The sequence below is a fragment of the Stenotrophomonas sp. CASM101 genome (genome assembly GCF_049384845.1).
Taxonomy (GTDB): domain Bacteria; phylum Pseudomonadota; class Gammaproteobacteria; order Xanthomonadales; family Xanthomonadaceae; genus Stenotrophomonas; species Stenotrophomonas hibiscicola.
Genome location: NZ_JBMRFR010000014.1, coordinates 38145 through 63200 on the forward strand (window position 1 = coordinate 38145; position 25056 = coordinate 63200).

28 protein-coding genes are annotated in these 25056 nt (G+C 67.8%); 17 read left to right on the forward strand and 11 right to left on the reverse strand.

Features of this window, described 5'->3' with window-relative positions; all coding sequences use genetic code 11:
* The first annotated feature begins 48 nt into the window (after positions 1-48).
* The gene (locus VG543_RS16700; RefSeq protein WP_423179037.1) at positions 49-501 is read left to right on the forward strand and encodes a DUF4442 domain-containing protein; all 453 of its coding nucleotides are present in this window, start codon (positions 49-51) and stop codon (positions 499-501) included.
* A gap of 7 nt (positions 502-508) precedes the next feature.
* On the opposite strand, the gene VG543_RS16705 is transcribed toward VG543_RS16700, so the two are convergent.
* Positions 509-1825: a hypothetical protein gene (locus tag VG543_RS16705; protein WP_233653883.1), complete on the reverse strand. Its 1317-nt coding sequence runs from the start codon at positions 1823-1825 to the stop codon at positions 509-511.
* Between the two features lie 76 nt (positions 1826-1901).
* Between VG543_RS16705 and VG543_RS16710 the strand changes: the two genes are divergently transcribed.
* The 9 genes from VG543_RS16710 to rnfB all read left to right on the forward strand — a co-directional run bounded on the left by VG543_RS16710 (position 1902) and on the right by rnfB (position 11000).
* Positions 1902-2597, forward strand: coding sequence for a DUF502 domain-containing protein (locus VG543_RS16710; protein ID WP_005414135.1), 696 nt, complete (start codon positions 1902-1904; stop codon positions 2595-2597).
* Positions 2594-3379, forward strand: coding sequence for a queuosine precursor transporter (locus VG543_RS16715; protein ID WP_111104278.1), 786 nt, complete (start codon positions 2594-2596; stop codon positions 3377-3379). The genes VG543_RS16710 and VG543_RS16715 overlap by 4 nt, the downstream gene beginning before the upstream one ends.
* 94 nt (positions 3380-3473) lie before the next feature.
* A complete protein-coding gene (locus VG543_RS16720) occupies positions 3474-5414 on the forward strand; it encodes a DUF885 domain-containing protein (protein ID WP_423179038.1) in 1941 nt (646 codons plus the stop codon).
* A 16-nt stretch (positions 5415-5430) separates the two neighbouring features.
* A complete protein-coding gene (locus VG543_RS16725) occupies positions 5431-6501 on the forward strand; it encodes a serine hydrolase domain-containing protein (RefSeq protein WP_155029922.1) in 1071 nt (356 codons plus the stop codon).
* Positions 6498-6902 (forward strand): VOC family protein, encoded by a 405-nt coding sequence (locus tag VG543_RS16730; RefSeq protein ID WP_111099026.1) that lies wholly within the window; start codon positions 6498-6500, stop codon positions 6900-6902. Before VG543_RS16725 ends, VG543_RS16730 begins: the two co-directional genes overlap by 4 nt.
* A 369-nt stretch (positions 6903-7271) precedes the next feature.
* Positions 7272-7715 (forward strand): DUF2147 domain-containing protein, encoded by a 444-nt coding sequence (locus VG543_RS16735; protein ID WP_262212106.1) that lies wholly within the window; start codon positions 7272-7274, stop codon positions 7713-7715.
* 102 nt (positions 7716-7817) lie between these two features.
* Complete coding sequence (metG, locus tag VG543_RS16740) at positions 7818-9893, forward strand: methionine--tRNA ligase (protein WP_423179039.1); 2076 nt, start codon at positions 7818-7820, stop codon at positions 9891-9893.
* A gap of 78 nt (positions 9894-9971) precedes the next feature.
* Positions 9972-10562, forward strand: a complete 591-nt coding sequence (locus VG543_RS16745) for an HAD family hydrolase (RefSeq protein ID WP_005418147.1) — start codon at positions 9972-9974, stop codon at positions 10560-10562.
* 24 nt (positions 10563-10586) lie between these two features.
* Positions 10587-11000 carry an Rnf electron transport complex subunit RnfB gene (gene rnfB / locus VG543_RS16750; RefSeq protein WP_134732212.1) on the forward strand — a complete coding sequence of 138 codons (414 nt, stop codon included), beginning with the start codon at positions 10587-10589 and terminating at the stop codon, positions 10998-11000.
* Between the two features lie 152 nt (positions 11001-11152).
* Here rnfB and VG543_RS16755 read toward each other — a convergent pair whose 3' ends face one another.
* Positions 11153-11500: a RidA family protein gene (locus VG543_RS16755; protein ID WP_005410556.1), complete on the reverse strand. Its 348-nt coding sequence runs from the start codon at positions 11498-11500 to the stop codon at positions 11153-11155.
* Between the two features lie 192 nt (positions 11501-11692).
* Here VG543_RS16755 and mprF point away from each other — a divergent pair, with 192 nt between their 5' ends.
* On the forward strand, positions 11693-14257 hold the full coding sequence (mprF, locus tag VG543_RS16760) for a bifunctional lysylphosphatidylglycerol flippase/synthetase MprF (RefSeq protein ID WP_423179040.1): 2565 nt from the start codon (positions 11693-11695) through the stop codon (positions 14255-14257).
* A gap of 155 nt (positions 14258-14412) precedes the next feature.
* On the opposite strand, the gene VG543_RS16765 is transcribed toward mprF, so the two are convergent.
* The 4 genes from VG543_RS16765 to VG543_RS16780 form a co-directional block, all read right to left on the reverse strand.
* Entirely contained in the window at positions 14413-15759 is a 1347-nt protein-coding gene (locus VG543_RS16765) for a virulence factor family protein (RefSeq protein ID WP_423179041.1), read from the reverse strand.
* Between the two features lie 78 nt (positions 15760-15837).
* Positions 15838-16455 carry a DUF998 domain-containing protein gene (locus tag VG543_RS16770; RefSeq protein WP_423179043.1) on the reverse strand — a complete coding sequence of 206 codons (618 nt, stop codon included), beginning with the start codon at positions 16453-16455 and terminating at the stop codon, positions 15838-15840.
* Positions 16452-16625 (reverse strand): oxidoreductase-like domain-containing protein, encoded by a 174-nt coding sequence (locus tag VG543_RS16775; protein WP_423179044.1) that lies wholly within the window; start codon positions 16623-16625, stop codon positions 16452-16454. Before VG543_RS16775 ends, VG543_RS16770 begins: the two co-directional genes overlap by 4 nt.
* 49 nt (positions 16626-16674) lie before the next feature.
* Complete coding sequence (locus VG543_RS16780) at positions 16675-17277, reverse strand: hypothetical protein (protein ID WP_021204685.1); 603 nt, start codon at positions 17275-17277, stop codon at positions 16675-16677.
* A 228-nt stretch (positions 17278-17505) separates the two neighbouring features.
* On the opposite strand from VG543_RS16780, the gene VG543_RS16785 reads away from it, so the two are divergent.
* Positions 17506-18660, forward strand: a complete 1155-nt coding sequence (locus VG543_RS16785) for a tetratricopeptide repeat protein (protein ID WP_423179045.1) — start codon at positions 17506-17508, stop codon at positions 18658-18660.
* A gap of 6 nt (positions 18661-18666) precedes the next feature.
* On the opposite strand, the gene VG543_RS16790 is transcribed toward VG543_RS16785, so the two are convergent.
* On the reverse strand, positions 18667-19002 hold the full coding sequence (locus VG543_RS16790; RefSeq protein ID WP_021204683.1) for a zinc ribbon domain-containing protein YjdM: 336 nt from the start codon (positions 19000-19002) through the stop codon (positions 18667-18669).
* Between the two features lie 181 nt (positions 19003-19183).
* Here VG543_RS16790 and VG543_RS16795 point away from each other — a divergent pair, with 181 nt between their 5' ends.
* From VG543_RS16795 to VG543_RS16805, 3 genes are all read left to right on the forward strand, one after another.
* Positions 19184-20545: an Hsp70 family protein gene (locus VG543_RS16795; RefSeq protein WP_019662134.1), complete on the forward strand. Its 1362-nt coding sequence runs from the start codon at positions 19184-19186 to the stop codon at positions 20543-20545.
* 228 nt (positions 20546-20773) lie between these two features.
* Positions 20774-21067, forward strand: coding sequence for a YkgJ family cysteine cluster protein (locus VG543_RS16800; RefSeq protein ID WP_080112561.1), 294 nt, complete (start codon positions 20774-20776; stop codon positions 21065-21067).
* Positions 21068-21078: 11 nt separating this feature from the next.
* On the forward strand, positions 21079-21261 hold the full coding sequence (locus VG543_RS16805; protein WP_005410566.1) for a hypothetical protein: 183 nt from the start codon (positions 21079-21081) through the stop codon (positions 21259-21261).
* Between the two features lie 49 nt (positions 21262-21310).
* Here the strand turns inward: VG543_RS16805 and VG543_RS16810 are convergent, their stop codons facing one another.
* From VG543_RS16810 to VG543_RS16820, 3 genes are read right to left on the reverse strand one after another with little or no spacing between them, the layout of a single operon-like run.
* Complete coding sequence (locus tag VG543_RS16810) at positions 21311-22192, reverse strand: DUF4097 family beta strand repeat-containing protein (protein WP_019662136.1); 882 nt, start codon at positions 22190-22192, stop codon at positions 21311-21313.
* Positions 22193-22202: 10 nt separating this feature from the next.
* Entirely contained in the window at positions 22203-22736 is a 534-nt protein-coding gene (locus tag VG543_RS16815) for a hypothetical protein (protein ID WP_019662137.1), read from the reverse strand.
* A gap of 2 nt (positions 22737-22738) precedes the next feature.
* Positions 22739-23317 carry an RNA polymerase sigma factor gene (locus tag VG543_RS16820; protein ID WP_019662138.1) on the reverse strand — a complete coding sequence of 193 codons (579 nt, stop codon included), beginning with the start codon at positions 23315-23317 and terminating at the stop codon, positions 22739-22741.
* 124 nt (positions 23318-23441) lie between these two features.
* Here VG543_RS16820 and VG543_RS16825 point away from each other — a divergent pair, with 124 nt between their 5' ends.
* Positions 23442-23621, forward strand: a complete 180-nt coding sequence (locus tag VG543_RS16825; RefSeq protein ID WP_019662139.1) for a hypothetical protein — start codon at positions 23442-23444, stop codon at positions 23619-23621.
* A gap of 35 nt (positions 23622-23656) precedes the next feature.
* Entirely contained in the window at positions 23657-24250 is a 594-nt protein-coding gene (locus VG543_RS16830; RefSeq protein ID WP_019662140.1) for a mechanosensitive ion channel domain-containing protein, read from the forward strand.
* A 537-nt stretch (positions 24251-24787) separates the two neighbouring features.
* Here VG543_RS16830 and VG543_RS16835 read toward each other — a convergent pair.
* Positions 24788-25054 carry a DksA/TraR family C4-type zinc finger protein gene (locus VG543_RS16835; RefSeq protein ID WP_010482865.1) on the reverse strand — a complete coding sequence of 89 codons (267 nt, stop codon included), beginning with the start codon at positions 25052-25054 and terminating at the stop codon, positions 24788-24790.
* Between the last annotated feature and the right edge of the window lie 2 nt (positions 25055-25056).

The following is a 25056-nucleotide window of genomic DNA, read 5'->3' on the forward strand; positions in this document are numbered from 1 at the left end:
AATGGCTAGACTGGGCGCCTCGCCCTGCGTCCCCGCACCCGCACCCGCATGAACGCCCACCTGTTCCGCTTCGGTATCAATCTCTGGCCACCGTTCCTGTTCACCGGCATCCATGTCACCCGCATCACGCCGGACTACCGGCAGATAGATGTCGAGCTGCGCCTGCGGCCATGGAACCGCAACTACGTCGGCACGCACTTTGGCGGCAGCCTGTTCGCGATGACCGATCCATTCTGGATGCTGGGCCTGCTGCACATCCTCGGGCGCGACTACTACGTGTGGGACCGAGCAGGCGCCATCGACTTCCTCAAGCCCGGCCGCGGCACCGTACGCACGTCATTCTGCATCGACGACGCGCTGCTGGATGAACTGCGCACGGAAGCAGCCAGTGGTGAGAAGGTGCTGCGCTGGTTCAGCAACGACGTGGTCGATGAGAGCGGCGAAGTGGTCGCCCAGGTGCGCAAGCAGGTCTACCTGCGGTTGAAGCCACACGCACGCTGAGCGCGCCTCAATCGCGCGCCAACGCAGCCGAAGCTGGCTCCGCCTGCAGCGGTACCGTCAGCCACGGGTTCTCATCAGCGCTGCGCGCTGGAGAACGACGCGGCACCAGCAGATGGCGGCCATCGACGGACAGCCGCGGCGACCGCACCGGCGACCGGAACTCCGCAGGCAACCGCTGCAGCGCCTCAGCCGGGTCTTGCGCCTGCTGCCGCAACCAGCGCTGGGCGCCAAGCAGGCGCAGCATCGCCGCCGCGTCCTGGGACCGTGACGAATACGCAGGATAGACGGGCGCGGCAATCTCGGTCAGCACGCACCCCATCACATTGGACAGGCAACCGAAATCCCGCTGCGGCGGCGCTTGTAACGGCAGCGGCCGATCGGCCTCCAGCGCGGCCGTGGCGGCTGCGCCACAGGCCCAGCCAAGATTGCCGGCCACGCGCGCCAACGTGCTGCGCCGGTCAAGCACCAGGACGCCACCAAATTCCCGGGCCGAGGACTCGATCGCCGCCCGGCTCATCGCGTACTCGCCCTGCATAGCACGGCACAGGCTCTGTTCCTCGGCCCGCAACGGCTGCATGGCCTGTTCGCACTCGGCCGGCAGGGGGTGGTCGGCAGGCAGTTCAACCAGCATGTCGGCCAGCAGCTGGGCATTGGCCTGCACCAGGCTGGCACCGATGATGCTCTCGACCAGATAACTGCTGCCGGGCACCAGCCGCCGGCCCAGCTGCAGGCCACGGCAGGCACCACGCAGGGCACCGTCAATGTCACCCTGCACATAGGCCAGCGCGCGTGCACTGGTGGCGTCCATCACTACGCCATAGGCCGGCAACGGGACCAGAATGCCCTCGCCCTTCGGCGGGAACGGCGACGCGAAGTAGTCGGCGTCGGCCAGTTGATCCAGCCGCGCATGCAACTGCTGGTGCCCGGCGTGGGCCTCCACGAAGCGTTGCGGGTCCGCGCGGACCTGGGCGAGACAGCCGCTGGCGGCCGGCCCGCAACTGGCCCCGGGCCGCGAGTGCAGCTCGGCATGGTTGGCTACCAGGTGTGTCCGGCCGCTGCTTCCGCCATGTGCATCGGCTTCCCAGCGCCGTACATCCTCGGCCAGCGCCTGCTCGCGCTGCTGGGCATCCAGATCGTCGAACGGCAGCGTCCACAACAGTGCATATCCATTGCGGCCGCTCACCGGCAGGCGTGCTTCCAGTCGCTGCTGCGCCTGCAGGCGCGATTCGGGCACCGGCCACATGCGCGAGGCGCACCACACCACGATGGCCAGCACCAGCAGGCCTGCCAGGGTCCAGCCCAGTCCGCGCAGAATCTTCAACACAGCTTCCCTTCCATGTGCCGTTGCCGCAGTCGATTCCCCAGCGTAATCGACCGGCCGTGACCGCTACAATGCGCGCATGTCGCTCGAAGCCCCCGCCCTGGTCCCCCGCCCCTCCCTGCAGCGCCTGTTCCTGACCGGCCTGCTGACCCTGCTGCCGATCTGGCTGACCTGGGTCGTGGTCAAGTTCGTGTTCGTGCTGCTGTCGGGTATTTCCAGCCCGCTGGTGGTGCCGCTGTCCGAACAGATCGCAACCAGCTTCCCGCACTATCTGGGCTGGGTCCGCGCCGAGTGGATCCAGGACACCATCGCCCTGCTGGCCACCCTGCTGGTGATCCTAGCGGTGGGCGTGGCCAGCCGCCGCGTGCTCGGCCAGCGCCTGCTGCGCTGGGTCGGCGCGGTCATCAAGCGTATTCCGTTGGCCAGCATCATCTACGACAGCGCCAAGAAGCTGCTGGACATGCTGCAGACCGAACCGGGCAGCACCCAGCGCGTGGTGCTGATCGACTTCCCGCATCGCGACATGAAATCGGTCGGCCTGGTAACCCGCGTGATCAAGGAACACGGCACCGACCGTGAGCTGGCCGCGGTGTATGTACCGACCACGCCGAACCCGACCTCGGGCTATCTGGAAATCGTGCCGGTGGAACTGCTGACCCCGACCGACTGGACCGTCGATCAGGCAATGAGCTTCATCATCTCCGGCGGTGCCGTGGCACCGTCCAGCGTGCCGTTCACCCGCGCCGGCGAACGCACTGGCGAACGCACCGAATGACACCGGCGCCGATCGAGCGCCCGCTGCAGGACCGCGCGGTCCTGCTGTTCATCGTGCTGGCCGCGTTCTTCTGCGGCAACGCGGTGCTGGCCGAGCTGATCGGGGTGAAGATCTTCGCGCTGGAAGACACCCTGGGCATCGATCCGCTGAACTGGAACCTGTTTGGCCAGACCGGCTCGCTCAGCTTCACCGCCGGTACCCTGCTGTGGCCGGTGGTGTTCATCATGACCGACACGATCAACGAGTTTTTCGGCAAGCGCGGCGTGCGCTTCATCTCGTGGTTGGCCGTGGTGCTGATCGCCTATGGCTTCCTGTTCGCCTTCGCAGCGATCTCGCTGGCTCCGGCCAGCTGGTGGGTCACCTCGATGGCCGGCCACGGCGTGCCGGACTACCAGGCGGCATTCGCCGCGGTGTTCGGCCAGGGCATGTGGACCATCGCCGGTTCGCTGGTGGCCTTCCTGCTCGGCCAGCTGATCGACGTGGCCGTGTTCCATCGCATCCGCCAGGCCACCGGCGAGCGCCACGTGTGGCTGCGTGCGACCGGATCCACCGCGATCTCCCAGGTGGTGGACAGCTTCGTGGTGATCTGGATCGCCTTCGTGCTCGGTCCGCAGCACTGGCCGACGTCGCTGTTCCTGGCCGTCAGCAGCGTCAACTACATCTACAAGATGGGCTTTGCGATCGCATTGATCCCGTTGCTGTACCTGATGCGGCGCGCGATCACCCGCTACCTGGGCGCCGACAGGGCCGCCGCCCTGCGCGCCGCGGCTGCGGCTGACTGAAGCCCCAGCGGCAAAAAGCTGACTGCGCCTTCACGCTGGCCGTACGCGGCCGGATCGTGCAAGCTCCACGGTCTGTGTTCCACGGAAGCTCCTGATGCCGCATCCCACCCGCGCCCTGGCCGCCGCCATTGCCGCGTTGTTCCTGTTCAGTGCCGTGCCGTCGGCTGAAGCAGCGAAGAAAAAGGCCAGCCGCCCTGCCGCTGCGCAGACCCGCCAGGCTGCCAAGCCCAAGGCCAGGCCCGCCCGCGCCACCGCGCCGGCGCGTGGCAGCTCGGCGCGCCGCGCCGCGCCCCGCCCGGTCGCCCCGGCCCGTGCCGTGCCCAAGCAGGTGCAGCTGGAACGGCTGTACGACGAGTACTGGGATGCCTCGATGCGGTTGAACCCGCTGCAGGCCACGTTCCAGGGCGAACCGCGCTACAACGACCAGCTGCCCAACATCCTGTCCGCCGCCTGGCGCCAGCAGTCGCACGACTTCACCACGCAATGGCTGGGCAAGGTCGAGAAGCTCGGCAGTGACGGCCTGCAGGGCCAGGACCTGCTCAGCTACGAGATCTTCGTGCGCGACGCGCGCGCATCGCTGGCCGCCGAGCGTTACCCGAGCTGGATGATGCCGATCAGCCAGTACTACAACATCGGCAGCATCATGGCGATCCTCGGCTCCGGTGCGGGCGCGCAGCCATTCAACACCGTGCAGGACTACGACACCTGGTCACGCCGTTCGCTGGGCATTCCCGAGCTGTTCGACCAGGCCATCGACAACATGCGCCAGGGCATGAAGGCCGGCGTGGTGCAACCACGCGACCTGATGGAAAAAGTGCTGCCGCAGCTGGATGCGGTGATCAAGCCGACCGCCGAGGAGAGCATCTTCTGGTCGCCGATCCGCACCATGCCGAACACCATCCCGGCTGAGGACAAGGCGCGCATCAGCGCCGAATACAAGCGCATGATCGAGCTGCGCATCATGCCGGCCTACCGCGCCCTGCGCGGCTTCATCGCCACCGAATACCTGCCGGCCACACGCACCAGCAGCGGCCTGGGCGCATTGCCCGATGGCCAGGCCTGGTACGCCAACCTGATCGTGCAGACCACCGCCAGCGACCAGACCGCCGCACAACTGCATGCGCTGGGCGAACAGCGCGTGCAGGAACTGCAGGCGCAGATCGCCACCGTGATGAAGGATGCCAAGCTGCGCGGCTCTCCCACCAAGCTGCTGCGCAGCATGCGCAACGACCGCCAGTTCCAGTACGGCGACGCCAACACGCTGATCAACCGCTACCGCCAGGTGCAGCAGCAGGTCAGCGCACGCCTGCCGCAGGTGCTGGATACCTTGCCGAAGGCACCGCTGGAGGTCCGTGCGGTGGAGCCGGAGCGCGCGCTCACCGCCGCGGCAGCGGCCTATCAGCCGTCCGCAGCCGGACAACCGGCCGTGTTGTACGTGAACACCCGCGACCTGCCCAGCCGCAAGCGCTGGAACGTGCCGGTGCAGTACCTGCATGAAGCGATTCCCGGCCACCACGTGCAGCTGGGCCTGCAGCAGGAACTGGCCAAGCTGCCACGCTTCCGCCGCCTCGGTGGCGATCTCGCCTTCGTCGAAGGCTGGGGCCTGTATGCCGAAACGCTGGGTGAGAACCTGGGCATCTACACCGATCCCTACGACCGCATCGGCTACCTGTATTCGCGCCTGCTGCGCGCCGCCCGCGTAGTGGCCGACACCGGCGTGAACGCACAGGGCTGGAGCAAGCAGCAGGCCGTCACCTACCTGCAGAAGACCGTGGACATGAGCAGCGACGACGCCAACGCCGAAGTCGAGCGGATCATGGCCCAGCCCGGCCAGGCGCTGTCCAACGTGGCCGGCCTGACCACCATCGTCGCCCTGCGCGACAAGGCCAAGAGCCGCCAGGGCGCCGCCTTCGACCTGCGCCGCTTCCACGCCGAACTGCTGAAGGACGGATCGATGCCGCTGGACGTGCTGGACCGCAAGATGGAACGCTGGATGGCGCAGCCCGCCAGCGCCACACCTGCCCCTTCACCCTGACCCCTCCGGAGCCGCCATGCGCCCTGCCGTCGCCCTGTTCGCCGTCGTGCTGGGCCTGCTGCCAGTGGCGGGCTCCGCCGCGCCGGTGCTGACCCCACCGGATGCGGGCATCGACGGCCTGATGCAGGCCTACGATGGCCGGGTGCCCGGCGCCGCCGTGCTGGTGCTGCATGACGGGCAGCCGGTGTTCCGCCGTGGCTACGGCCTGGCAGTGGTGGAGGACGGTACTGCGGTCACTGCCGCCAGCAACTTCCGGCTGGCCTCGGTCAGCAAGCAGTTCACCGCTGCGGCGGTGCTGCTGCTGGTGGAGGATGGACGGCTGGGGTTGAATCAGCCTGCACGACAGTGGCTGCCCGAACTGCCGCCGGCTGCAGCGGCCATCACGATCCGCCAACTGCTCTCGCACACCAGCGGCCTGCTCGATTACGAAGACCTGATGGACCCGGCTGACACGCGGCAGGTGCATGACGCCGACGTGCTGACCCTGCTGTCGCGCGAGGACCGCCTGAATTTCGCACCCGGCACGCAGTACCGCTACAGCAACAGCGGCTACGCGCTGCTGGCCCTGATCGTCGGCCGCGCGTCGGGCCAGGATTTCGCCGCCTTCCTGCAGCAGCGCATCTTCCGCCCACTGGGCATGGCGCATACCGTGGCCCACCAGGACGGCGTGGACACGGTCGCCGCGCGCGCCTATGGCTACAGCCGGATCGACGGCCGCTGGCAGCGCACCGACCAGAGCACCACCAGCGCCGTGCTCGGCGATGGCGGCATCTATTCCTCGCTGGACGATCTCGCCCGCTGGGACGCCGCGCTGTATGACGACCGGCTGCTGTCGAAGGCTTCTCGCCGCGCGATGTTCAGCCCGGCCACGGCCACATCGGAACCGGACGTGCCGCATTACGGTTTCGGCTGGCGCCTGAACGGCCCGGTGCAATGGCACAGCGGCGAGAGCATCGGCTTCCGCAACGTGATCGTGCGCCACCCGGAAAAGCACCTGACCGTGATCGTGCTGACCAACCGCAACGATCCCGAACCGTACCCGCTGGCGCAGAAGATCGCCCAGCGCTGGCTGGACACTCTGCAATGAACACCGGTTCCGACGCCCTGCTGGGCATCCACCACGCCGCACTGATCTGCAGCGACTACGCACGCTCGAAGGACTTCTACGTGCGCATCCTCGGCCTGCGCGTGCTGGCCGAGAACCACCGCGCTGCGCGCGATTCCTGGAAACTGGACCTGGCCCTGCCCGACGGCGGCCAGCTGGAGCTGTTCTCCTTCCCCTCACCACCACCGCGCCCCAGCCGCCCCGAAGCCCAGGGCCTGCGCCACCTCGCGTTCCGGGTGGCTGCACTGGAACCCTTCATCCAGCGCCTGGCCGCGCATGGCGTCGCCTGCGAACCGATCCGCGTGGACGAATACACCGGCCGCCGCTTCACCTTCTTCGCCGATCCGGATGGCCTGCCGCTGGAGCTGTACGAAGTCGGTTGAGCGTTTTTCAATCGTGATTCATCCATGCATGGCATGGATCTACGTGTCGACCAAGGTCGACACCCACCAAGAGCAGGCCGTTCCATTCCGGCAGATCGCAGGACTCTGTCGAAGGCGGGGTGGGTCCGGTTGCGGGGGCGTGAGCCGCATGGATGCGGCGACCGAGCTTACAGGGACGTACTTGCAGCGCCCCCCGCAACCGGACCCACCCCGCCATCCACGGAATGGCCGCTTTTGCCGTTGCCGTTGCTGTTGCCTCTGCGGGTGCAGGGCGCAGCCCTGCAAAGCCCCCCTTCCCCATACCCCGCCGAATGGGTATACAGTCGACCCATGCCGGCACCGTGCCGGAATGAACCCTGGGAGGGGACCATGCGCAACACCTTCAAGACCCTGCTGCTGGCATTGCCGCTGTGCCTGGCCGCGCTCTCGGCGCAGGCCGCCGATGGCGCCGCCGGCCGCTGGAAGACCATCGACGACAAGACCGGCAAGGTGAAGTCGATCGTCGAGATCACCCAGGCCCCCAACGGCACGCTGACCGGCAAGGTGGTCGACATCCTGCACTCGGACAAGGGCCCGAACCCGGTCTGTGACGGCTGTGAAGGCGCCAACAGGAACAAGCCGGTGAAGGGCATGACCATCCTCTGGAACCTGAAGGCCGACGGCGCCAACAAGTGGTCCGGCGGCACCATCCTCGATCCGGCCAATGGCAAGACCTACAAGTCGAAGATGGAATTGCAGCCCGGCGGCACCCGGCTGGACGTGTCCGGCTGCATCGCCTTCATCTGCCGCGCGCAGACCTGGCAGCGCGAATAAGCGCCTTGGCCCCCGCTTAAGCCCCGTGACCCGGCCCCGGCCGGGTCACCTCGTTGCGGGCATGCGATACTCTGCGGTTCCCCTCGGCTTCACCCCGCGACCATGACCCGTACCGCGCTCGTCACCACCGCCCTGCCCTACGCCAACGGCCCGCTGCACCTGGGCCACCTGGTCGGCTACATCCAGGCCGACATCTGGGTGCGTGCGCGGCGAATGAGCGGCGGCAGGGCCTGGTTCGTGTGCGCCGACGACACCCACGGCACGCCGATCATGCTGGCCGCGGAAAAGGCCGGGGTCACCCCGGAAACCTTCATTGCCAACATCCAGGCCAGTCACGAACGTGACTTCGCCGCCTTCGGCGTGGCCTTCGACCACTACGACTCCACCAACTCGGCGGCCAACAAGGCGCTGACCGAGCAGTTCTACCTGAAGCTGGAGGCAGCCGGCCACATCAGCCGCCGTTCGGTGGCGCAGTTCTACGACCCGGCCAAGGGCATGTTCCTGCCCGATCGCTACGTCAAGGGCATCTGCCCGAACTGCGGCAGCCCCGACCAGTACGGCGACAACTGCGAAGTGTGCGGCGCCACCTATGCGCCGACCGACCTGAAGGAGCCGCGTTCGGTCATCTCCGGTGCCACGCCGGAAATGCGCGATTCGGAACACTTCTTCTTCGAGGTAAGCCACTTCGATGCGTTCCTGCGCGAATGGCTGGCCGGCGACGTCGCCCTGCCGGGGGTGAAGGCCAAGCTGGGCGAGTGGCTCAATGCCGAGGGTGGCCTGCGCGCGTGGGACATCTCGCGCGATGCGCCGTACTTCGGCTTCCAGATTCCCGGCCAGCCGGGCAAGTACTTCTACGTCTGGCTGGACGCGCCGATCGGCTACCTGTCCAGCTTCCAGACCCTGTGCGGCAGGATCGGCGAGGACTTCGACGCGCACCTGCGCGCCGGCACCGCCACCGAGCTGCACCATTTCATCGGTAAGGACATCGTCAATTTCCACGGCCTGTTCTGGCCGGCCGTGCTGCATGGCACCGGCCATCGTGCGCCGACGCGCCTGCACGTGAACGGCTACCTGACCGTGGACGGCGCCAAGATGAGCAAGTCGCGCGGCACCTTCGTGATGGCCCGTACCTTCCTCGACGCGGGCCTGGAACCGGAGGCACTGCGCTACTACTACGCCGCCAAGTCCAGCGGTGGCGTCGACGATCTCGACCTGAACCTGGGTGACTTCATCGCCCGCGTCAACGCCGACCTGGTGGGCAAGTTCGTCAACCTGGCCAGCCGCTGCGCCGGCTTCATCAGCAAGCGCTTCGACGGCCAGCTGGCCGCGCAGCTGCCTGATGCCGCGCAGTACCAGCGCTTCGTCGACGGCCTGGCGCCGATCCGTGAAGCCTACGAGCGCAACGACCCGGCTGCGGCGATCCGCCTGACCATGGCCCTGGCCGACGAAGCCAACCGCTACATCGACGACGTCAAGCCATGGGTCATCGCCAAGCAGGAAGGCGCCGACGCGCAGCTGCAGGCCGTGTGCAGCCAGGGCCTGAACCTGTTCCACGTGCTCGTCACCGCACTGAAGCCGGTGCTGCCGGCCACCGCCGCGCAGGCCGAGGCCTTCCTGGCCGCGCCGGTGAACGACTGGACCGAGCTGGCGCAGCCGCTGCTGGATCACCGCATCGCCGACTACACCCCGCTGTTCACCCGTATCGACCCGAAGAAGATTGACGCCATGATCGACGCCTCCAAGGACACCCTGCAGCCGGCCGCTGCCGCCGCCCCCGCCGCCAGGACCGAAGCGGTCAAGCCGGCCGCCCCGGCCAAGGACGAAGCAAAGAGCGCCGATGCTCCGGCCTACATCGGCATCGACGATTTCGCCAAGCTCGACCTGCGCATCGGCAAGGTGCTGGTGTGCGAGTTCGTGGAAGGCTCGGACAAGCTGCTGCGCTTCGAACTGGACGCAGGTGAACTGGGCAAGCGCCAGATCTTCTCCGGCATTCGTGGCAGCTACGGCGAGCCGGAGCAGCTGGTGGGCCGCAACGTGGTGTTCATCGCCAACCTGGCCCCGCGCAAGATGCGCTTCGGCCTGAGCGAAGGCATGATCCTGTCGGCCGGTTTCGACGGTGGCGCGCTGGCGCTGCTGGACGCCGACAGCGGCGCGCAGCCGGGCATGCCGGTGCGCTGATGCCTGCAGCGGGCGCGGCCACCGCCACGCCCGCCGGCAGCTCCGGCCCCGGGAGGCAACGCGATGGGAAGCAACGCAATGGAACTGGCGCTGTTCGACTTCGACCACACCGTGACCACCTGCGATACCTATGGCCGCTTCCTGCGCCGCGTGGCCACCGCCGAACAGCTGGCACAGGCATGGTGGAAAGTCGGCCCGTGGCTGGCCGCGTACAGGCTGAAACTGATCTCGGCCGAACGCATCCGCGCGCGCGTCACCCGTTTGACCTTCAGCGACCGCCACAGCGATGACATCGCCACGCTGGCCGCAGGCTTCTCGCGCGAGTTCCTGCCCGACGTGGTGCGCCCGGAAATGCTGGAGCAGATCCGTTGGCACAAGGAACAGCAGCACACCGTCGTGATCGTGTCCGGCTCGCTGGACCTGTACCTGCGGCCGTGGTGCGAGCAGCTGGGCCTGCAGCTGATCTGCAACCGCCTGGAAAGCCAGGATGGCCGCCTGACCGGCCGTTACGCTGGTGGCGACTGCGGCCCGCGCAAGGTCGAGCACATCCGCCGCCAGTTCGATCTGTCGCGCTACGTGCGCATCCATGCCTACGGTGACAGTTCCGAAGACAAGCCGATGCTGGCGCTGGCCCACGAGCGCTGGTTCCGCGGCAAGCCCCTGAAATAACCCAACGCGCAGCCTTCGCCACGCATGAGCCTGATCCCGCCCCTGACCGAACGCCTCGACCGCCTGCTGCCGCAGACCCAATGCGGGCAATGCGGCTACGACGGTTGCCGCCCGTATGCGCAGGCGATGGCGCGCGGCGAGGCAGGCGTGGACCGCTGCCCGCCGGGCGGAGATACCGGCGCGCGCGCACTGGCGCAGGTGCTCGGAGTACCTGCCATTCCCTTCGATCGATCGCGCGGCGAGCACAAGGCGCCGCAGGTGGCGCTGATCGTGGAAGCCGACTGCATCGGCTGCACCAAGTGCATCCAGGCCTGCCCGGTGGACGCCATCGTCGGCGGCGCCAAGTACATGCACACGGTCATCGCCGACCTGTGCACCGGCTGCGAGCTGTGCATCCCGCCATGCCCGGTGGACTGCATCGAGCTGGTGCCAGCGTAGCCAACGGACCAACCGGCAGTGAAGCGGCGGGGTAGAGTCGACTGTTAGTCGACTGCTCTTCGTTCCGGCGGCGCAAAACCGCGCGCTGCGCGCGATAGTCGGCCAACAGTCGACTCTACCCCCTCCCTGGTGGGAGGTGACCTTGCCTGCCGTTACGGTACTGCCGCCGTCACCACGATCTCGACCTTCCAGTCGGCGTGGGCCAGCTTGGCCTCGACCGTGGCACGTGCCGGGGTCGCGCCTTCAACCACCCACTCGTCCCACGCCTTGTTCATGCCGTCGAAGTCGGCCATGTCGGCCAGGAACACTTCGGCGCGCAGCACGTGCTGGCGGTCACTGGCGACCAGCGCCAGCAGCTTGTCGATCTCCGCCAGCACCTGCCGGGTCTGGCCGGTGATGTCCTGGCTGGTGTCTTCCGGAATCTGGCCGGAGAGGTAGGCGACCTTGTTGTATACGGTCATTTCGGACATGCGCGGTCCGACGTCGTAACGCTCCATCATGGGCGTGGCTCCTGCGGTTGATCAGGCCTGCATTGTCCTCCAAACCGGTCGACGGTGGGTGCACGGGTACCCTCCGCGACACGTCACTACCGGGCTCCGACGGTCCCACTGGTCAAATGACGATGACAGGCGCACGATGCGCCACGCCCGCGTTGACACCGCCCTCGCCCCTCCTGCCGCACCCTTGCGCCGATGACCGCCCCCGTCGATTCCGCCACTGTCCCTTCCACGCCAACCTGGAAGCGGGTTGCCACCATCGTCATCCCGCTGCTGATCCTCGCCCTGGCCCTGCACGGCCTGGCCAATGAGTTCGACGAGCACGGCTATCGTGCGATCCGCCAGGCGTTCCGGCAGCTCAGCGGCACGCAGATCGCGCTCACCGTGGTACTCGGCCTGGCCAGTTACGCCTGCCTGATCGGCTTCGATGCCATCGGCCTGCGTCGCAGCCGCATCCGCGTGCACCCCGCGCGCGTCGGCATCACCGCGTTCCTTGCGCACACGCTGGGCCAGACCGTGGGCTTTGCCGCGTTGACCGGTGGCGCGGTGCGCCTGCGCGGCTACCGCAGCGCCGGCCTGGATCTGGCGCAGATCGGCCAGGTGGTGCTGATGAGCACGCTCGGTTTCGTATTCGGTGCATGGCTGTTGATCAGCGTGGCCCTATGCATGGAACCCGCCGCGGCAGCGTTGGCATTGCCATTGAATCCCGATGCCGTGCGCATCGTCGGCATCATTGCCCTGCTCGCCTATCTCGGCACCGTGCTGCTGGTCGGCCGCGACGGACGGCAGTTCAGTGTGCTCGGTCACGCCTTGTGGCTGCCCGATCGCCGCACCATGATCGGTGTCACCGTACTCAGCGTCATCGAGCTGGTGCTGGCCAGTGCCGCGTTCTACGTGCTGCTGCCGGACTCCACGCCAACCGGCCTGCCGGGCTTCGTCGGCCTCTACCTGGTGGCAGTGCTGGCCGGCCTGGTCTCCACCGTGCCCGCAGGCCTGGGTGTGTTCGAGTGGAGCCTGCTGAAGCTGTTGCCGCAGGTGGCACCGGCAGCGGTGCTGGCGGCAGCACTGATCTACCGCGTCACCTACTACGTGCTGCCGCTGGTGCTGGCCACCCTGCTCGCCCTTGCGCCGGCCCTGCGTCAGCCGCTGCAGGCCAGCGCAGGGGCAACCCGTGCCGGCTGGAACGCGCTGCGCCCGTGGCTGCCGCAGATCATCGCGCTGGCGGTGTTCAGCATCGGCGCCGCGCTGGTCATCGACGGCACGCTGCCGACGCCACGCCGTCACCTGGTGAACGCCTCGCTGCCGATCCTGGAAACCTCACACCTGATCGGCAGCCTCAGTGGCGTCGCGCTGCTGCTGATCGGCCAGGGCCTGGCCCGGCGCAGCCACGCCGCGTGGATGCTGGCGATGGCGGTGTGCGTTGTCACCCCGTTGCCGCTGTGGCTGCGCGGCGGGCAACCATTGATCGCCGTCTCAGCGGTGCTGGTGGCGATGGCCTTGTGGGCTGCACGCCGCGAGTTCTACCGCCAGGGCGCGCTGCTGGATGAAGCCTGGTCGTGGCCGTGGCTGCGCAATCTGGGTCTGGTGCTGGTCGCGGTCACCTGGCTGCTGTTCTTCACCTACAGCCATGTCGAATACCAGAACGAGCTGTGGTGGCAGTTCGCGTTGTCCGGCAACGCACCGCGCGCGCTGCGTGCGTTGCTGGTGGTGGCGATCGCGCTGGTGATGTTCGGCCTGGCCCGCCTGCTGCACAGTACGCGCAGCCCGCTGCCGGCCGCTGACGAGGCCACGTTGCAGTCGCTGGCACCGGTGCTGGCCGGGGCCACCGATACCCAGGCCTGCCTGGTACTGACCGCCGACAAGGCGGTGCTGCACGATGATGCGAAACAGGGCTTCGTGATGATGCAGCGCTATGGCGGTTCGCTGATCGCGATGGGTGATCCGGTCGGCCCGCCGGACGTGGCCCGTGCACTCATCTGGCGCTTCCGCGAAGAAGCCGACCGGCTCGGCCTGCGCCCGGTGTTCTACCAGGTGGGCGAGACCTACTGGCAGACCTATCTCGACCTCGGCCTGGGCCTGGTCAAGCTGGGCGAGGAAGCGATCGTGCCGCTGCACGATTTTGGGCTGGAAGGCCGCGAACGCGCCGATCTGCGCCAGGCCTGGAACCGCGGCAGGCGCGGCGGCCTGTCGTTCCGCGTGGCACCGGAGGAGGAGGTTCCCGGCCTGCTGCCACGTCTGCATGCGATCTCCAACGCATGGCTGGAGGACAAGGCCGGCGATGAGAAGGGCTTTTCGCTGGGCAGCTACGACCCGGATTACCTGGTGCGCTTCCCGGTGGCACTGGTCGAAGCCGAGGGCCAGATCGTGGCATTCGCCAACCTGTGGCAGGCACCGGCCGGTGCCGAGCTGTCGGTGGACCTGATGCGCCACGTCAACGAAGCGCCGAAGGGGACGATGGACTTTCTCTTCATCGAATTGTTCCTGTGGGGCCGCGCGCAGGGCTATGCGCGGTTCTCGCTGGGCATGGCGCCGTTGTCCGGGCTGGCCCAGCATCGGCTGGCCGGTCGCTGGAACCGCCTGGCCGGCCTGCTGGCGCGGCATGGCGAACGCTTCTATGGCTTCAGTGGCCTGCGCCGCTTCAAGTCGAAGTTCGATCCGCAGTGGCGGCCACGCTATCTCGCGGCGCCCGGCGGCATGCATCTGCCGGCCGCGCTGCTGGATGCCACGCGCCTGATCTCGCTGGATCCGCGGCGGAACTGAAGCCGCGATGCGTCGGGCATGGCTCGACGCTACCCGCTGCTCGGTAGGTGTCGACCTTGGTCGACACGCCAGCGCCAACACGCTGACGGGCGTGGCCCGGCGTTACCGCGGCTCATCCTGGTGGGTGCGAACCGTTGGTTCGCACGCTCTCCGCTTCACGCCCCGCCCTTGAGGATCACCTCGGCCAGCCGATCATAGTCACCGCCGAAATGGTGGTCGCCCGGCAGCTTCACCCGCTTCACCCCGTCATTGGCCGGCAGGTCCGGGCACAATGCGTCCTCATCCTTGTCGCCGAACACGCACAGCGTTTTTTCTGCCGGCAGCCTGGCCACTTCCGGGGCGATCGGCAAGCCATCGCCGCCACCGCCCAGCCAGTTGCTGACATGGAATTCGAAGTCGGCCTTCCTGCCCACCGATAGCAGCACGATGCGCTCCAGCCCCTCACGGGTACCGGCATCGAGCTGGTTGATGGTGGCAGGCAACACATCGGCACCCTGCGAGAAACCAATCAGCATCACCTTGTCTCGGTGCCACTGCTGGCGGTAGTGGTCGATGATCTTCTGCAGGTCGCCGGCAAAGCCCTTCGGTGTGCGCTGGCTCCAGAAGTAGCGCAGCGAGTCGATGCCCACCACCGCCACGCCATGCGCGTTGAGTGACGACGCCACGTTCTTGTCCAGGCCCGCCCAGCCACCGTCACCGGAGACGAACACCGCCAGCGTATCGCCGCTGGTGGCCGCTGGCATTTCCACCACCGGCAGGCCCTTCAGTGCAGCAGGCGGCGGTGCCAGGCTGACGCCAGCCTGCGCGCCAATCACCCGCGCCGCCGCCACCAGGCCCGGTGATGCATCACCGCGCGCAGTGCGCTTGAACTCACGCGCCATGGCCACCTGCTGTACGAACCGGCTGGCCTGGCCCGCCCTGCAGCCGTTGTCACCTGCCGCACTCAACCACGGAAAATTCAGTTCGGCCGGCTGCAGCCTGTCGCGCTTCACGCCATCGCCGCAGACCATGCGCTGGTGGCTGTGGTCCGGGCAGAAGCCGGTGGTCAGCACACCGGCGAAAACCTGGGTGTCGGCCTGCGCTGCCAGCGCGTAGGCCATTTCGGCACCTTCGCCATCACCGCCGACCAGCGGCAGGTGGTAGCCGGGCAGATGCAGCGAGGCCTGCAGCCAGCGCGAGAAATTCTCGACGTCACCGGAACCGAACGAACAGGTCGGGTCACCCTCGCGCTTGAGCACACCGCGCAGATGCGCAATGTCCACTGCCGCCACCAGCGCGCCGTCGGCACGCAGGGCCTCGATCGGCAGGCGGCTGGTGTCACCGCCGGCAGTGGGTTCGTGGAACCAGATCACCACCCGTTGCGGCGTGCCGGCCGGCATGTGCACCGGAATCTGCTCGAACCGCCCATGGCTGAACTGCTGCGGGGTCACCGCCGCCGTTGCCGGCAGCGTGGCCAGCGCCAATACCACACCCATTGCCCTGCCCAGCCCTGCACGCTTCATGTCGCATCCCCGATGGAATGCGCACACGATACGCCGCCGCCGCGTGCACGGCACGTACCGGCGCAGGCCGTTGGGGATTCAGTCGGCCGCGGCCTGGCGGCTGCGACGATACAGGGCCGTCGCCAGGTACAGAAGCCAGCCGACGATCACTGCGATCACCACTTTCTGTCCGAGCCCGCGCGGTGGCCCAGCGCGCCACAGCACGTGCAGCCACAGCAGCACGAAGGCCAGCCATGCCCAGCCCCAGAGCAGGTCAGCGGCGGGCTGCCAACCCGGTTCCCGGCGCAGGTACCACGCCTGCAGCAGCATGCCGACGCAGGCACACAGGAACGCCGTGTTGGCTGCAAGCCCGTGGATGAACGGCGCCAGCAACGGGGTCGCTTCAGGCAGCCAACTGTCGCCGATCGCCACCGTCGCCAGGCCCAGGGCGGAAACCGTGAACAACAGCGGTGCGGCCGCACTGCGCCGTGGGCCGATGCTGCCGCGATACAGCGCAACGCCGAGTGCCGCAATGGCCAGCGCCAGCACGCAGTAGGCAGCGCGCAACGCCAGCCCCCACGGCCCGTGCAGATACAGGCTCAACGTCGCCCGCGCCCAGTCCAGATCACTGCGCGCAACCTGGGTCCACAGCGCGGTTGCCACGAACAGCAGCAGCGCCACCAGTGCCAGCACCGCCACCGGACGCGCACGGCTCATGCTGCGTCCTCAGGATGCCGCGTCTTCCATTCGGCCAACGCCTTGCGGTAACGCTGCAGCTCCTCGGAGTACAGGTCCAGCACGCACAGCGGGCAGCCGCTGCCGCAGCATTCGTTGGGACCGGGTTCTTCCGGTGGTAGCGGGCGTGGATCGGGATCAGAGACGGACACGGTCGGAAGCGACGATCAGTGGAAGCAGGCCCCAGTGTACCGGGCTGGCTCAGCGGGCCAGCTGTCGGCGCAGGTTCTCCCGAGCGGCCGCATCCAGCCGTTGGTGGAAGAAGTCACTGAGGAAAATCCGCGGCGCCCGCAGCAGGCCCTGCAGGAACCGACGGCGGCCGGCGCGGTACAGGAAGCCCGGCACCACGCCCTTGTATTCGTCGGCCACGCCACGGTCATAGGCGGCAAACACCGGCTCCGGCGCGGCCAGGATCGCCATGTCGCAGTCCAGGAACAGCGCCGCCTCGGCATCCACATCCTGCGGACCCAGCTCACCATGGCGGGCGGTCAGCAGGATCAACTGCCCGACGCGTGCGGCATCCACTGCGGCCAGCTCCGGTGCCTGTGCGATCGCCTGCAGGGCCAGCTGCGCCGAACGGGCCTCGTTGTCCTTGCGCCCCGCGTGGTAGATCGCATCGTGGTAGAGCACGGCCAGATAGATCTCGGCCGGCTGGGTCCAGCCAGGGCCGTCGGCCACCTCCTGGCAGTGCTGCAGCACGGCGCGTACATGGCCGAAGTGGTGGTAGGCCCGTGGCGGCGTTGCATAGCTGTCCTGCAGCGCCTGCCACTGCGCCGGGGCAAGCGTCAGCGGTGAGAAGTCCATGCCCGGATCATCCCGCCTGTGCCGGCGCCGGGCAAGCTGGCGGTTTTTTCACCACGCACTCACAACGCTTGCCGGGCGGGGCCCGGAGCCAGTTGTCCACAGCTTTGTCGAGCGCTGGTCCACATCGGTTGTGGATGACCGCGGCGCCGACCAACGGTCGCTGCAGCCTGACATCCATGGGAATACACTCGCCACAGGCGGGAGCGCCCGCCGCTGCCGGGAACCGTCATGTACCGTTCTGCCGCCCATTGCCTCACCCTTTCGCTGCTGGCCTTCTGTGCTCCTGCCTTCGGCGCAGGCCAGGCACCGCCCGCCGATGTGGTGACGACCCCGACCATCACCGTGTCAGCCGCACGCGTGCCGACCCCGGAAGAAGTGTTCGCCATTCCCGCAGACCTGCGTGCGATGCTCCAGAAGCAGGTGATCCAGCGCAGCTACTCCCGCGACCAGCGGTTGCAGGCGCTCGTCGAGATGATCTTCGGCCAGCACGGGCTGGACCTGCAGTACGACGCCAATGCGACCTACACCGTCAGCGATATCTGGCAGCACCGCCGCGCCAACTGCCTGGCCTTCACCCTGCTGTTCGTGACGCTTGCGCGGGAGGCGGGCATCCAGGCGCGCGTGCAGGAAGTGGGGCAGGTAGTGTCCTGGTACCAGGACCAGGACGCGGGCGTGGTCTACAGCGTCGGCCACGTCAACGCCGGTGTCGACGTCGGCGGGCGTTTCGGTACCGTCGATCTGGATCGCAACGTGCTCTATGACCGCCGTGGGCCGGTTCCGGTCAGCCGTGCGCGGGCATTGGCGCATTTCTACAACAACCGGGGTGCGGAGCGCCTCGCCGACGGCGACTTCGGCGGCGCGCGTGCGTTCTTCGACGCTTCCCTGGGCCAGGACAGCGGGTTCGCTCCGGTGTGGAACAACCTCGGCGTACTCGCCCACCGCGAAGGCAACACCGAGGCGGCGCGGCAGGCGCTGGACCGATCGCTGCAGCTGGACGGCCGCCAGGATGCCGCACTGACCAATGCCTCTGCGCTGTTCCGCAGCCTGGGCTTGACCGCACAGGCGCAGTCACTTGAGCGCCGGCTGAAGTCGGTGCAGCGCGAAGACCCGTTCGCGCAGTACATGTTCGGCGCCAAGGCCGAACGCGCCGGCCAACTGGACGAGGCGATCCGCCATTACCGGCAGGCCGTGCGCCTGTACGACACCGCGCATCAGTTCCACTTCGGGCTGGCACGCGCCTATTTCCTGGCTGGCCAGCTCAAGCGCGCCGATCGTGAACTGCTGCGTGCACGGGAACTGGGGGGCGCGCCGGAGCAGGCGCGCTACCAGGCCAAGCTGGACAGCCTGGCCCGCTGGCGCGCGCAGCAGCAGGCCAGGCGCTGAAGGCGATCAGGCCTTCTTGAGGAAGCAGGTCTTCAGGACCAGGCCCTTGATCTTGTCCGAGTTGCCTTCGATGTGCTCGGCATCATCTTCGACCAGGCGGATGTTGCGGATCACGGTGCCCTGCTTGAGCGGGATCGAGGAGCCCTTCACTTTCAGGTCCTTGATTACGGTGACGGTGTCGCCGGCCTGCAGGGTATTGCCGTTGCTGTCACGCACGACCAGGGTGGAGCCCGCGCTTTCTTCGGGGGTCCATTCGAAGCCGCAGTCGGCGCAGATCCAGAGCGCACCATCGGCGTAGGTGTTTTCCAGGGTGCACTGCGGGCAGGCGGGGGCAGAAGACATCAGCAAGTACCTCAAAGTGAATCAACAGCCGCCATTGTAACCGCCTGGCTTCCCTGCCCCTTTTCCAGGCAGGCCCCGGGCTGCGCACCTGGCCCGACACACAACGGCACGCCCCCGGAACTTGCAGTCGGCGGCGAACTGCAGCAGAGTGCGCGGCCCCTGATCGACCCCGGAACTTCCCATGCGCCTCGGCATCGACTTCGGTACCAGCAACTCCGCCGCCGCCATCGTGCATGAGGGAAAGCTGCTGCCGATCCGCTTCGGCGACGCCGAACAGTTCCGCACCAGCGTGTACTTCCCCGGCGTGGTGCCCGACCCGGATGACTTCCAGCTCGATGATGGGCAGGAACACCAGCTGCAGCAGATGATCGACAGCGCTGCGCGCGCGGCCCGCGCCGCCGGCCAGGAACGCACGCCACAGGCACTGCGCCGCGAAGCCCTGCGCGCACTGCGACGGGAGTGGATGGAAGCGCGCGCCGGCAAGGAACGCAGCGCCAGCGACCTGCTGCAGAACGCGGTCTATGGCGATGACGCGCTGGAAGCCTATTTCGAGGAACACGAAGGCAACCTGGTGCAGAGCCCGAAGTCGATGCTCGGCTACAACCTGCACCCGCGCGCCAAGCAGACCATCACCGGCATCGCCGCGCACATCCTCGAGCACATCCGCCTGACTGCCAGCGCCCAGCTCGGCCAGCCGCTGCGTGCCGCCCTGCTCGGCCGCCCGGTGCAGTTCCGCAGCTCGATCGGCGCGGCCGGCAACGACCAGGCGCTGGACATCCTGCGCGAGGCCGCCACCCAGGCCGGCTTCGACCAGATCGATTTCCTCGAGGAACCGGCCGCGGCGGCCATGCATTACCACGCCGAAAGCCGCGAGCGGCACCAGGCGGTGATCGTCGACATCGGTGGCGGTACCACTGACATCGCGCATGCCGAAGTCGGCGGCGATGCTGCGCCACGCATCCACCGCGCGTGGGGTATTGCCCGCGGCGGTACCGACATCGACCTGGCGCTGAGCCTGTCCAGCTACATGCCGCTGTTCGGCCGCGGCATCACCCGCGTGCCCGCCCACCACTACGTGGAAGCGGCCACGGTGCAGGACATGACCCGCCAGCGTGACTTCCGCCAGCACAAATACGATCACGTCGACGATCCGTGGCGCGCGCGCCTGCAGGCCCTGCAGGACACCGGCAATACCGCCCGCCTGTACCGCGATGTGGAACGCGCGAAGATCGCCCTCAGTGCCGCCAGCGAGCACCGCAGCACGCTGGACTACATTGCCCGCGACCTGCATGCCGACAGCAGCGCCGCCGGCCTGGCCGCTGCCGCTCACGGCTACCTGGAACAGATCCGGGAGCTGCTGGCCCAGGTCCGCAGCGACATTGGCGGCGACCCGGATGCGGTGTTCCTGACCGGCGGCATGTCCCGCGCCGGCTACCTGCGCCAGGCCGTGGCCGAGGCCTTCCCGGGCGCCCGCATGGTCCACGGCGAGCCCTCGCTGGGCGTGGTCCAGGGCCTGGCACTGGCGGCAGCCAGCCCGGATTAACAAAACGTTACGCGGTCTAAGTTACTCTTGGTCGGCTAGAACCCCGCTGCACCTTCCACTGGCCACGCCGGTGTGTGTCCACGGTGCAGCCTGGCCCGCCTGCGGGCCTAGCGGCCATGCCTTCCTGGCTCGTTCATGGTCCGCGCAGCACCTGAGCCGCCATCGAGACCCGCTTTGGGCACCCGCCAGGCCCCTGTGGCCTTACAACCTGACGCAGCACCTGCACCCATCGACTGCCGCCGTTGTGACGCGGTCTGTTGTCGGCTGCCCGTGCTGCTGCAGCCCGGCGACCACGTGCCTGGCCAGTTCCTGTCACGCGACTCCCACGGCCGTGCCGTGATGGCGCGCAACGAGGAAGGCTGGTGCGCGGCGATCGATCCCTATCACCTGCGCTGCACGATCTATTCGCAGCGCCCGGCGATCTGCCGCCAGTTTTCGATGGGCGGCGATGACTGCCGCCGCGAGCGGCAGGACTACCTGCGCCAGGCTGATGCCTGGTCGCTTTCCTCCCCTTCCACCTGACAGGAGCAACCATGCCCCGCAAGGCAAAGACCCCCGCGAAGGCCAGCAACAGCATCCGCAGCGAACGCAAGGGCGCGGCCGCCAGCACCGTGGTCAGCAGCGATTCGATCGCTTCGGACCTGGCAGCGTTCCGCAAGGCCGGTGGCAAGATCGAAGTCCTCGGCACCACCTGGGCGCTGAAGAAAGCCAGCTGACCCAGCACCGACCGCGGCGGCGCTGCCGCCGCGGCCTGCCGGACCGCGCTCAGCGATCCAGGCGTACCCTCACACTGCCCGAGTGCGACTGGATGCGGATGTCTCCATCACCGCCGCCCAGACGCGTGTCGAGATGGCTGCCCGGCCCATAGCGCGGCCGCTCCACCTGCCCGGCATCGCTGTTGATCGAGCCGCTGAAGCTGTTCACCGACAGCTGTGCCGACACCGTGCGCGGCAGGCTCAGCGTGACCGGGGCACTGACCGATTCGACATTGATGCGGCCACCGGGCGCCAACCCGGCTGCTGCCAGATCGATGCTGCCCGAGACGGTCTCCACCGCCAACCGCTGCACGCGTCCGGCTTCCACCGCAACCCGGCCGGATACCGTCTGCGCACCGATATCACCGGACACGCCGCCGCCGGCCTCGATCCGGCCACTGACCGTATTTACGTCCAGCTTCGGCGTCTGCAGGCGTGCGCTGACACTGCCACTGACCGTGTTGAGTTTGCTGTCGCCGCTGCGGCCAGCCGCGCTGAGGCTGCCGCTGACGGTGTCGGCCTGCAGCCGTCGCACGTCGATGCCACTGATGTCCTGGCTGGCGCTGACCGTGCTCAACAGCAGTTCCACCGAGCGCGGCACGTTCAGCACCAGCGTCGCGCCACCATTGTTGCTGCGGCGCGGGTATTCAATCTCCCAGCGCACCCGGTTGGCGCTCTTTTCCTGGCGCAGCTGCAGGCCATCGCTGAGCGTGCCGGTGAGTTGCACATCATTGCGGTCCCAGCCACGCACGGTCACCTTGCCGGCCACGTTGCTCAGTTCGATGCGACCGCCCGCAGCCAAGGTGTGGCGCTCGTCGATGCGGGTGTCGGCCAGCGCCACGGCAGGGGACAGCAGCAGTGCGACACAGCAGGAAATCAGGGTTCGGGTCATGGGGGTCTCCTCAGGTCGTCAGGCCGGACTCGGCGGCATAGGCCGCCTGCCGGGTCAGTTCCAGCCGCAGCGCATAGGTGCGCTTGAGCTGGCCAAGCAGGTGCGGCGCGCGCGGGTCCTGCGCCAGTGCGGCACGGATTTGCGCCGCGCTTTCATCCAGTTCGTGCAGGGCCGGCTGCCATTCCGGCGCGCGCCCATCGGGCAGCGAGGCCACGGCCTGCTGGTACTGCTCGGTCATCGCAGCCGCCTGCAACTGCAGCGTGGACGGCACCGGTGTATCCGGCTGCGCATGCCACCAAGGGGCCACCGCGTAGATCGCCAGGCTGGCAGCCAGGGCAGCGCCGGCCGGCAACCACCAGCGGCGCCGCGAACGCGTTGCCAAGGCCACCACGTTGCCCGTTGGCGCAGGTGCTGCCTGTGGTTCACGCGGCGGCAGCCGGGCAGACAGGCGTGCCCAACCATCAGTGGGCACTTCGCGCTCATTCGGCAGCGCACGCAGCCGGGCCAGCAGGTCGTGATCGAAATCGTGTTCGTGCGTACTCATGCTCATGTCATGTCTCCCAGCCGTGCGCGCAACAGGCCGCGCGCACGATGCAGCTGTGCCTTGGAACTGCCGACGGCCATCTGCAGCTGCTCGGCGATTTCCTGGTGTTTCCAGCCTTCGATGTCGTGCAGCACCAGTACCGCACGCGCCCGTGGTGGCAGTGTCGACAGCGCGCGCTCCAGGTCGCGCTCGGTGCCGGCGCAGCGGTCACGCACCGCCAGTTCCTGCAGGCCCCCGTCGACGTCGTCCAGACTGTCGTGATCCTGCCCGCCCGCCCGGCCACGCAGCTCCATGAGCGCGGCGTTGACGCCCAGCCGATGCAGCCAGGTCGACAGGCTGCTCTCGAAGCGGAACCCCGGCAGCGCTTTCCAGGCCTGCAGGAAGGCCTCCTGCAGCGCATCCTCGGCACGTGCCTGCTGGCCGCCACACAACCGCCACAGCACAGCGAATACACGCGGCGCGTGACGCCGGTACAGCAGTTCGTAGGCAGCAGTGTCTCCCGCAGCGGCCGCCCGCACCAGGGCGGGTTCGTCGACGGGGTCGTTGGCGGCAGGCAGCGCTGGCATGGTGGTGTCGAGCATATCGCTTGGATGCGGCGGCCCGGAAAAAGGTTTAGAGGTGATCGGCGATCACGGACATGCAACCTTTTCGACGATGGCTGCATCCATGAAAGGTCTTCGAGAAAACACCTCCGGGAGTCCAGTCATGTCCAGCCCCGCCTGCGCCGCCGTGCTGGTGATCGCCGCCTGCGTCGTGCTGCAGGCATTGGGCCTGTCCCTGCAGCTGCGCACGGACAGTGGCCGCGCCTGCCTGCAGCAGCATCGCCAGGAACTGGTGTGCCTGGCCTGGGCACCGGCAGTCGAATCCACGGCAGGCGCCGGGTAACATCAAGGGCCGTTATTGCCACCTGTTGTCGCGCCATGATGTTGTCGCTGAAGGATCATCTCCCCGCCTGGACCCACCCCTGGCTGCATGACGTGGGTATCGCCGTGAAGATCCTGCTGACCCTGCTGGCCGCGTGGCTGCTGCGGGTCCTTGCACGGCGCCTCATCCGGCGTTTCGCCGAGCACTACACACTGCCACCGGAGATGGCGATGGGCGCCCGGCGGATCACCAGTTTCGTGGTCTATTTCAGCGCCCTGCTGTACATCCTCAGCCTGCTGGGCGCGTCGCCTTCGGTACTGTGGACGGCGTTCACCGGCTTTGCCGCCGTGGGTGCGGTGGCCTTTTTCGCGGCGTGGAGCGTGCTCTCCAACATCTTCTGCACGCTGCTGATCTTCACCACGCGCCCGTTCCGCCTGCATGACTACATCGAGGTGCTGGAGAACGGCGAGAAGCCGGGCCTGAAGGGCCGGGTGATCGATGTGAACCTGATCTACACCACGCTGCAGGAAACCGGCGACGGCCACGAGGGCACGGTGCTGCAGTTGCCGAACAACCTGTTCTTCCAGCGCACCGTGCGCCGCTGGCGCGACCCGGCACAGGCGCCTGGCGGCATCCAGGGCGACGGCTGAGGCGCGGTGTTCGGCAGGGCTTGCAGCCCTGCACCTGCCGAATCAACGTCAACGTCAACGGCAGAAGCTGGCTATCCGTGGGTAGGCGGGGTGGGTCCGGTTGAGGGGGACGCTGCAAGTACGTCCATGTAAGCTCGGTCGCCGCATCCATGCGGCTCACGCCCCCTCAACCGGACCCACCCCGCCTTCGACAGTTTTCCGCGAGCTGTCGGAACGACGCATTGCTCTGGTGGGTGTCGACCTTGGTCGACACGGTGGATCCACGCCATCCGTGGATGACTCATTCGATATCTGACAGATGTGTCGACCAAGGTCGACACCTACCAACAGCCGCGGAAATCTGTCAGAGGTGGGGCGGTGTCGGAGTGCGGGGTGTCAGCCGCATGGATGCGGCTGCCAAGCCTACAAGGACGTACTTGCGGCGTCCCCGCACTCCGACACCGCCCCGCCACCCCACGGAATGCCAGCTATTGCTGTTGCTGCTGCCTTGGCTTGAAGGCTTCGGCGGGTGCAGGGTGCAGCCCTGCCCAACAACCTTTACCTCAACTGGCTGTCCTTGCTGCCACGCCGGTTGTAGCCGGCATGCGCCTGTTCTTCGTCGTCATGCGCCTGCTGGCACGCCACGCACAGCCGGACACCGGGCACGGCCTGGCGCCGCGCCAACGGGATCGGCGCGTCGCATTCCTCACAGTGCTCCAGACCCGGGCCCTCGCGCAGCTGGCGCCGCGCGCGGGCGATCGCATCGTCGACGGTGGCGTCGATCTGGTCCTGGACCGCGCCGTCTCCCGCCCAACCGGTAGCCATGG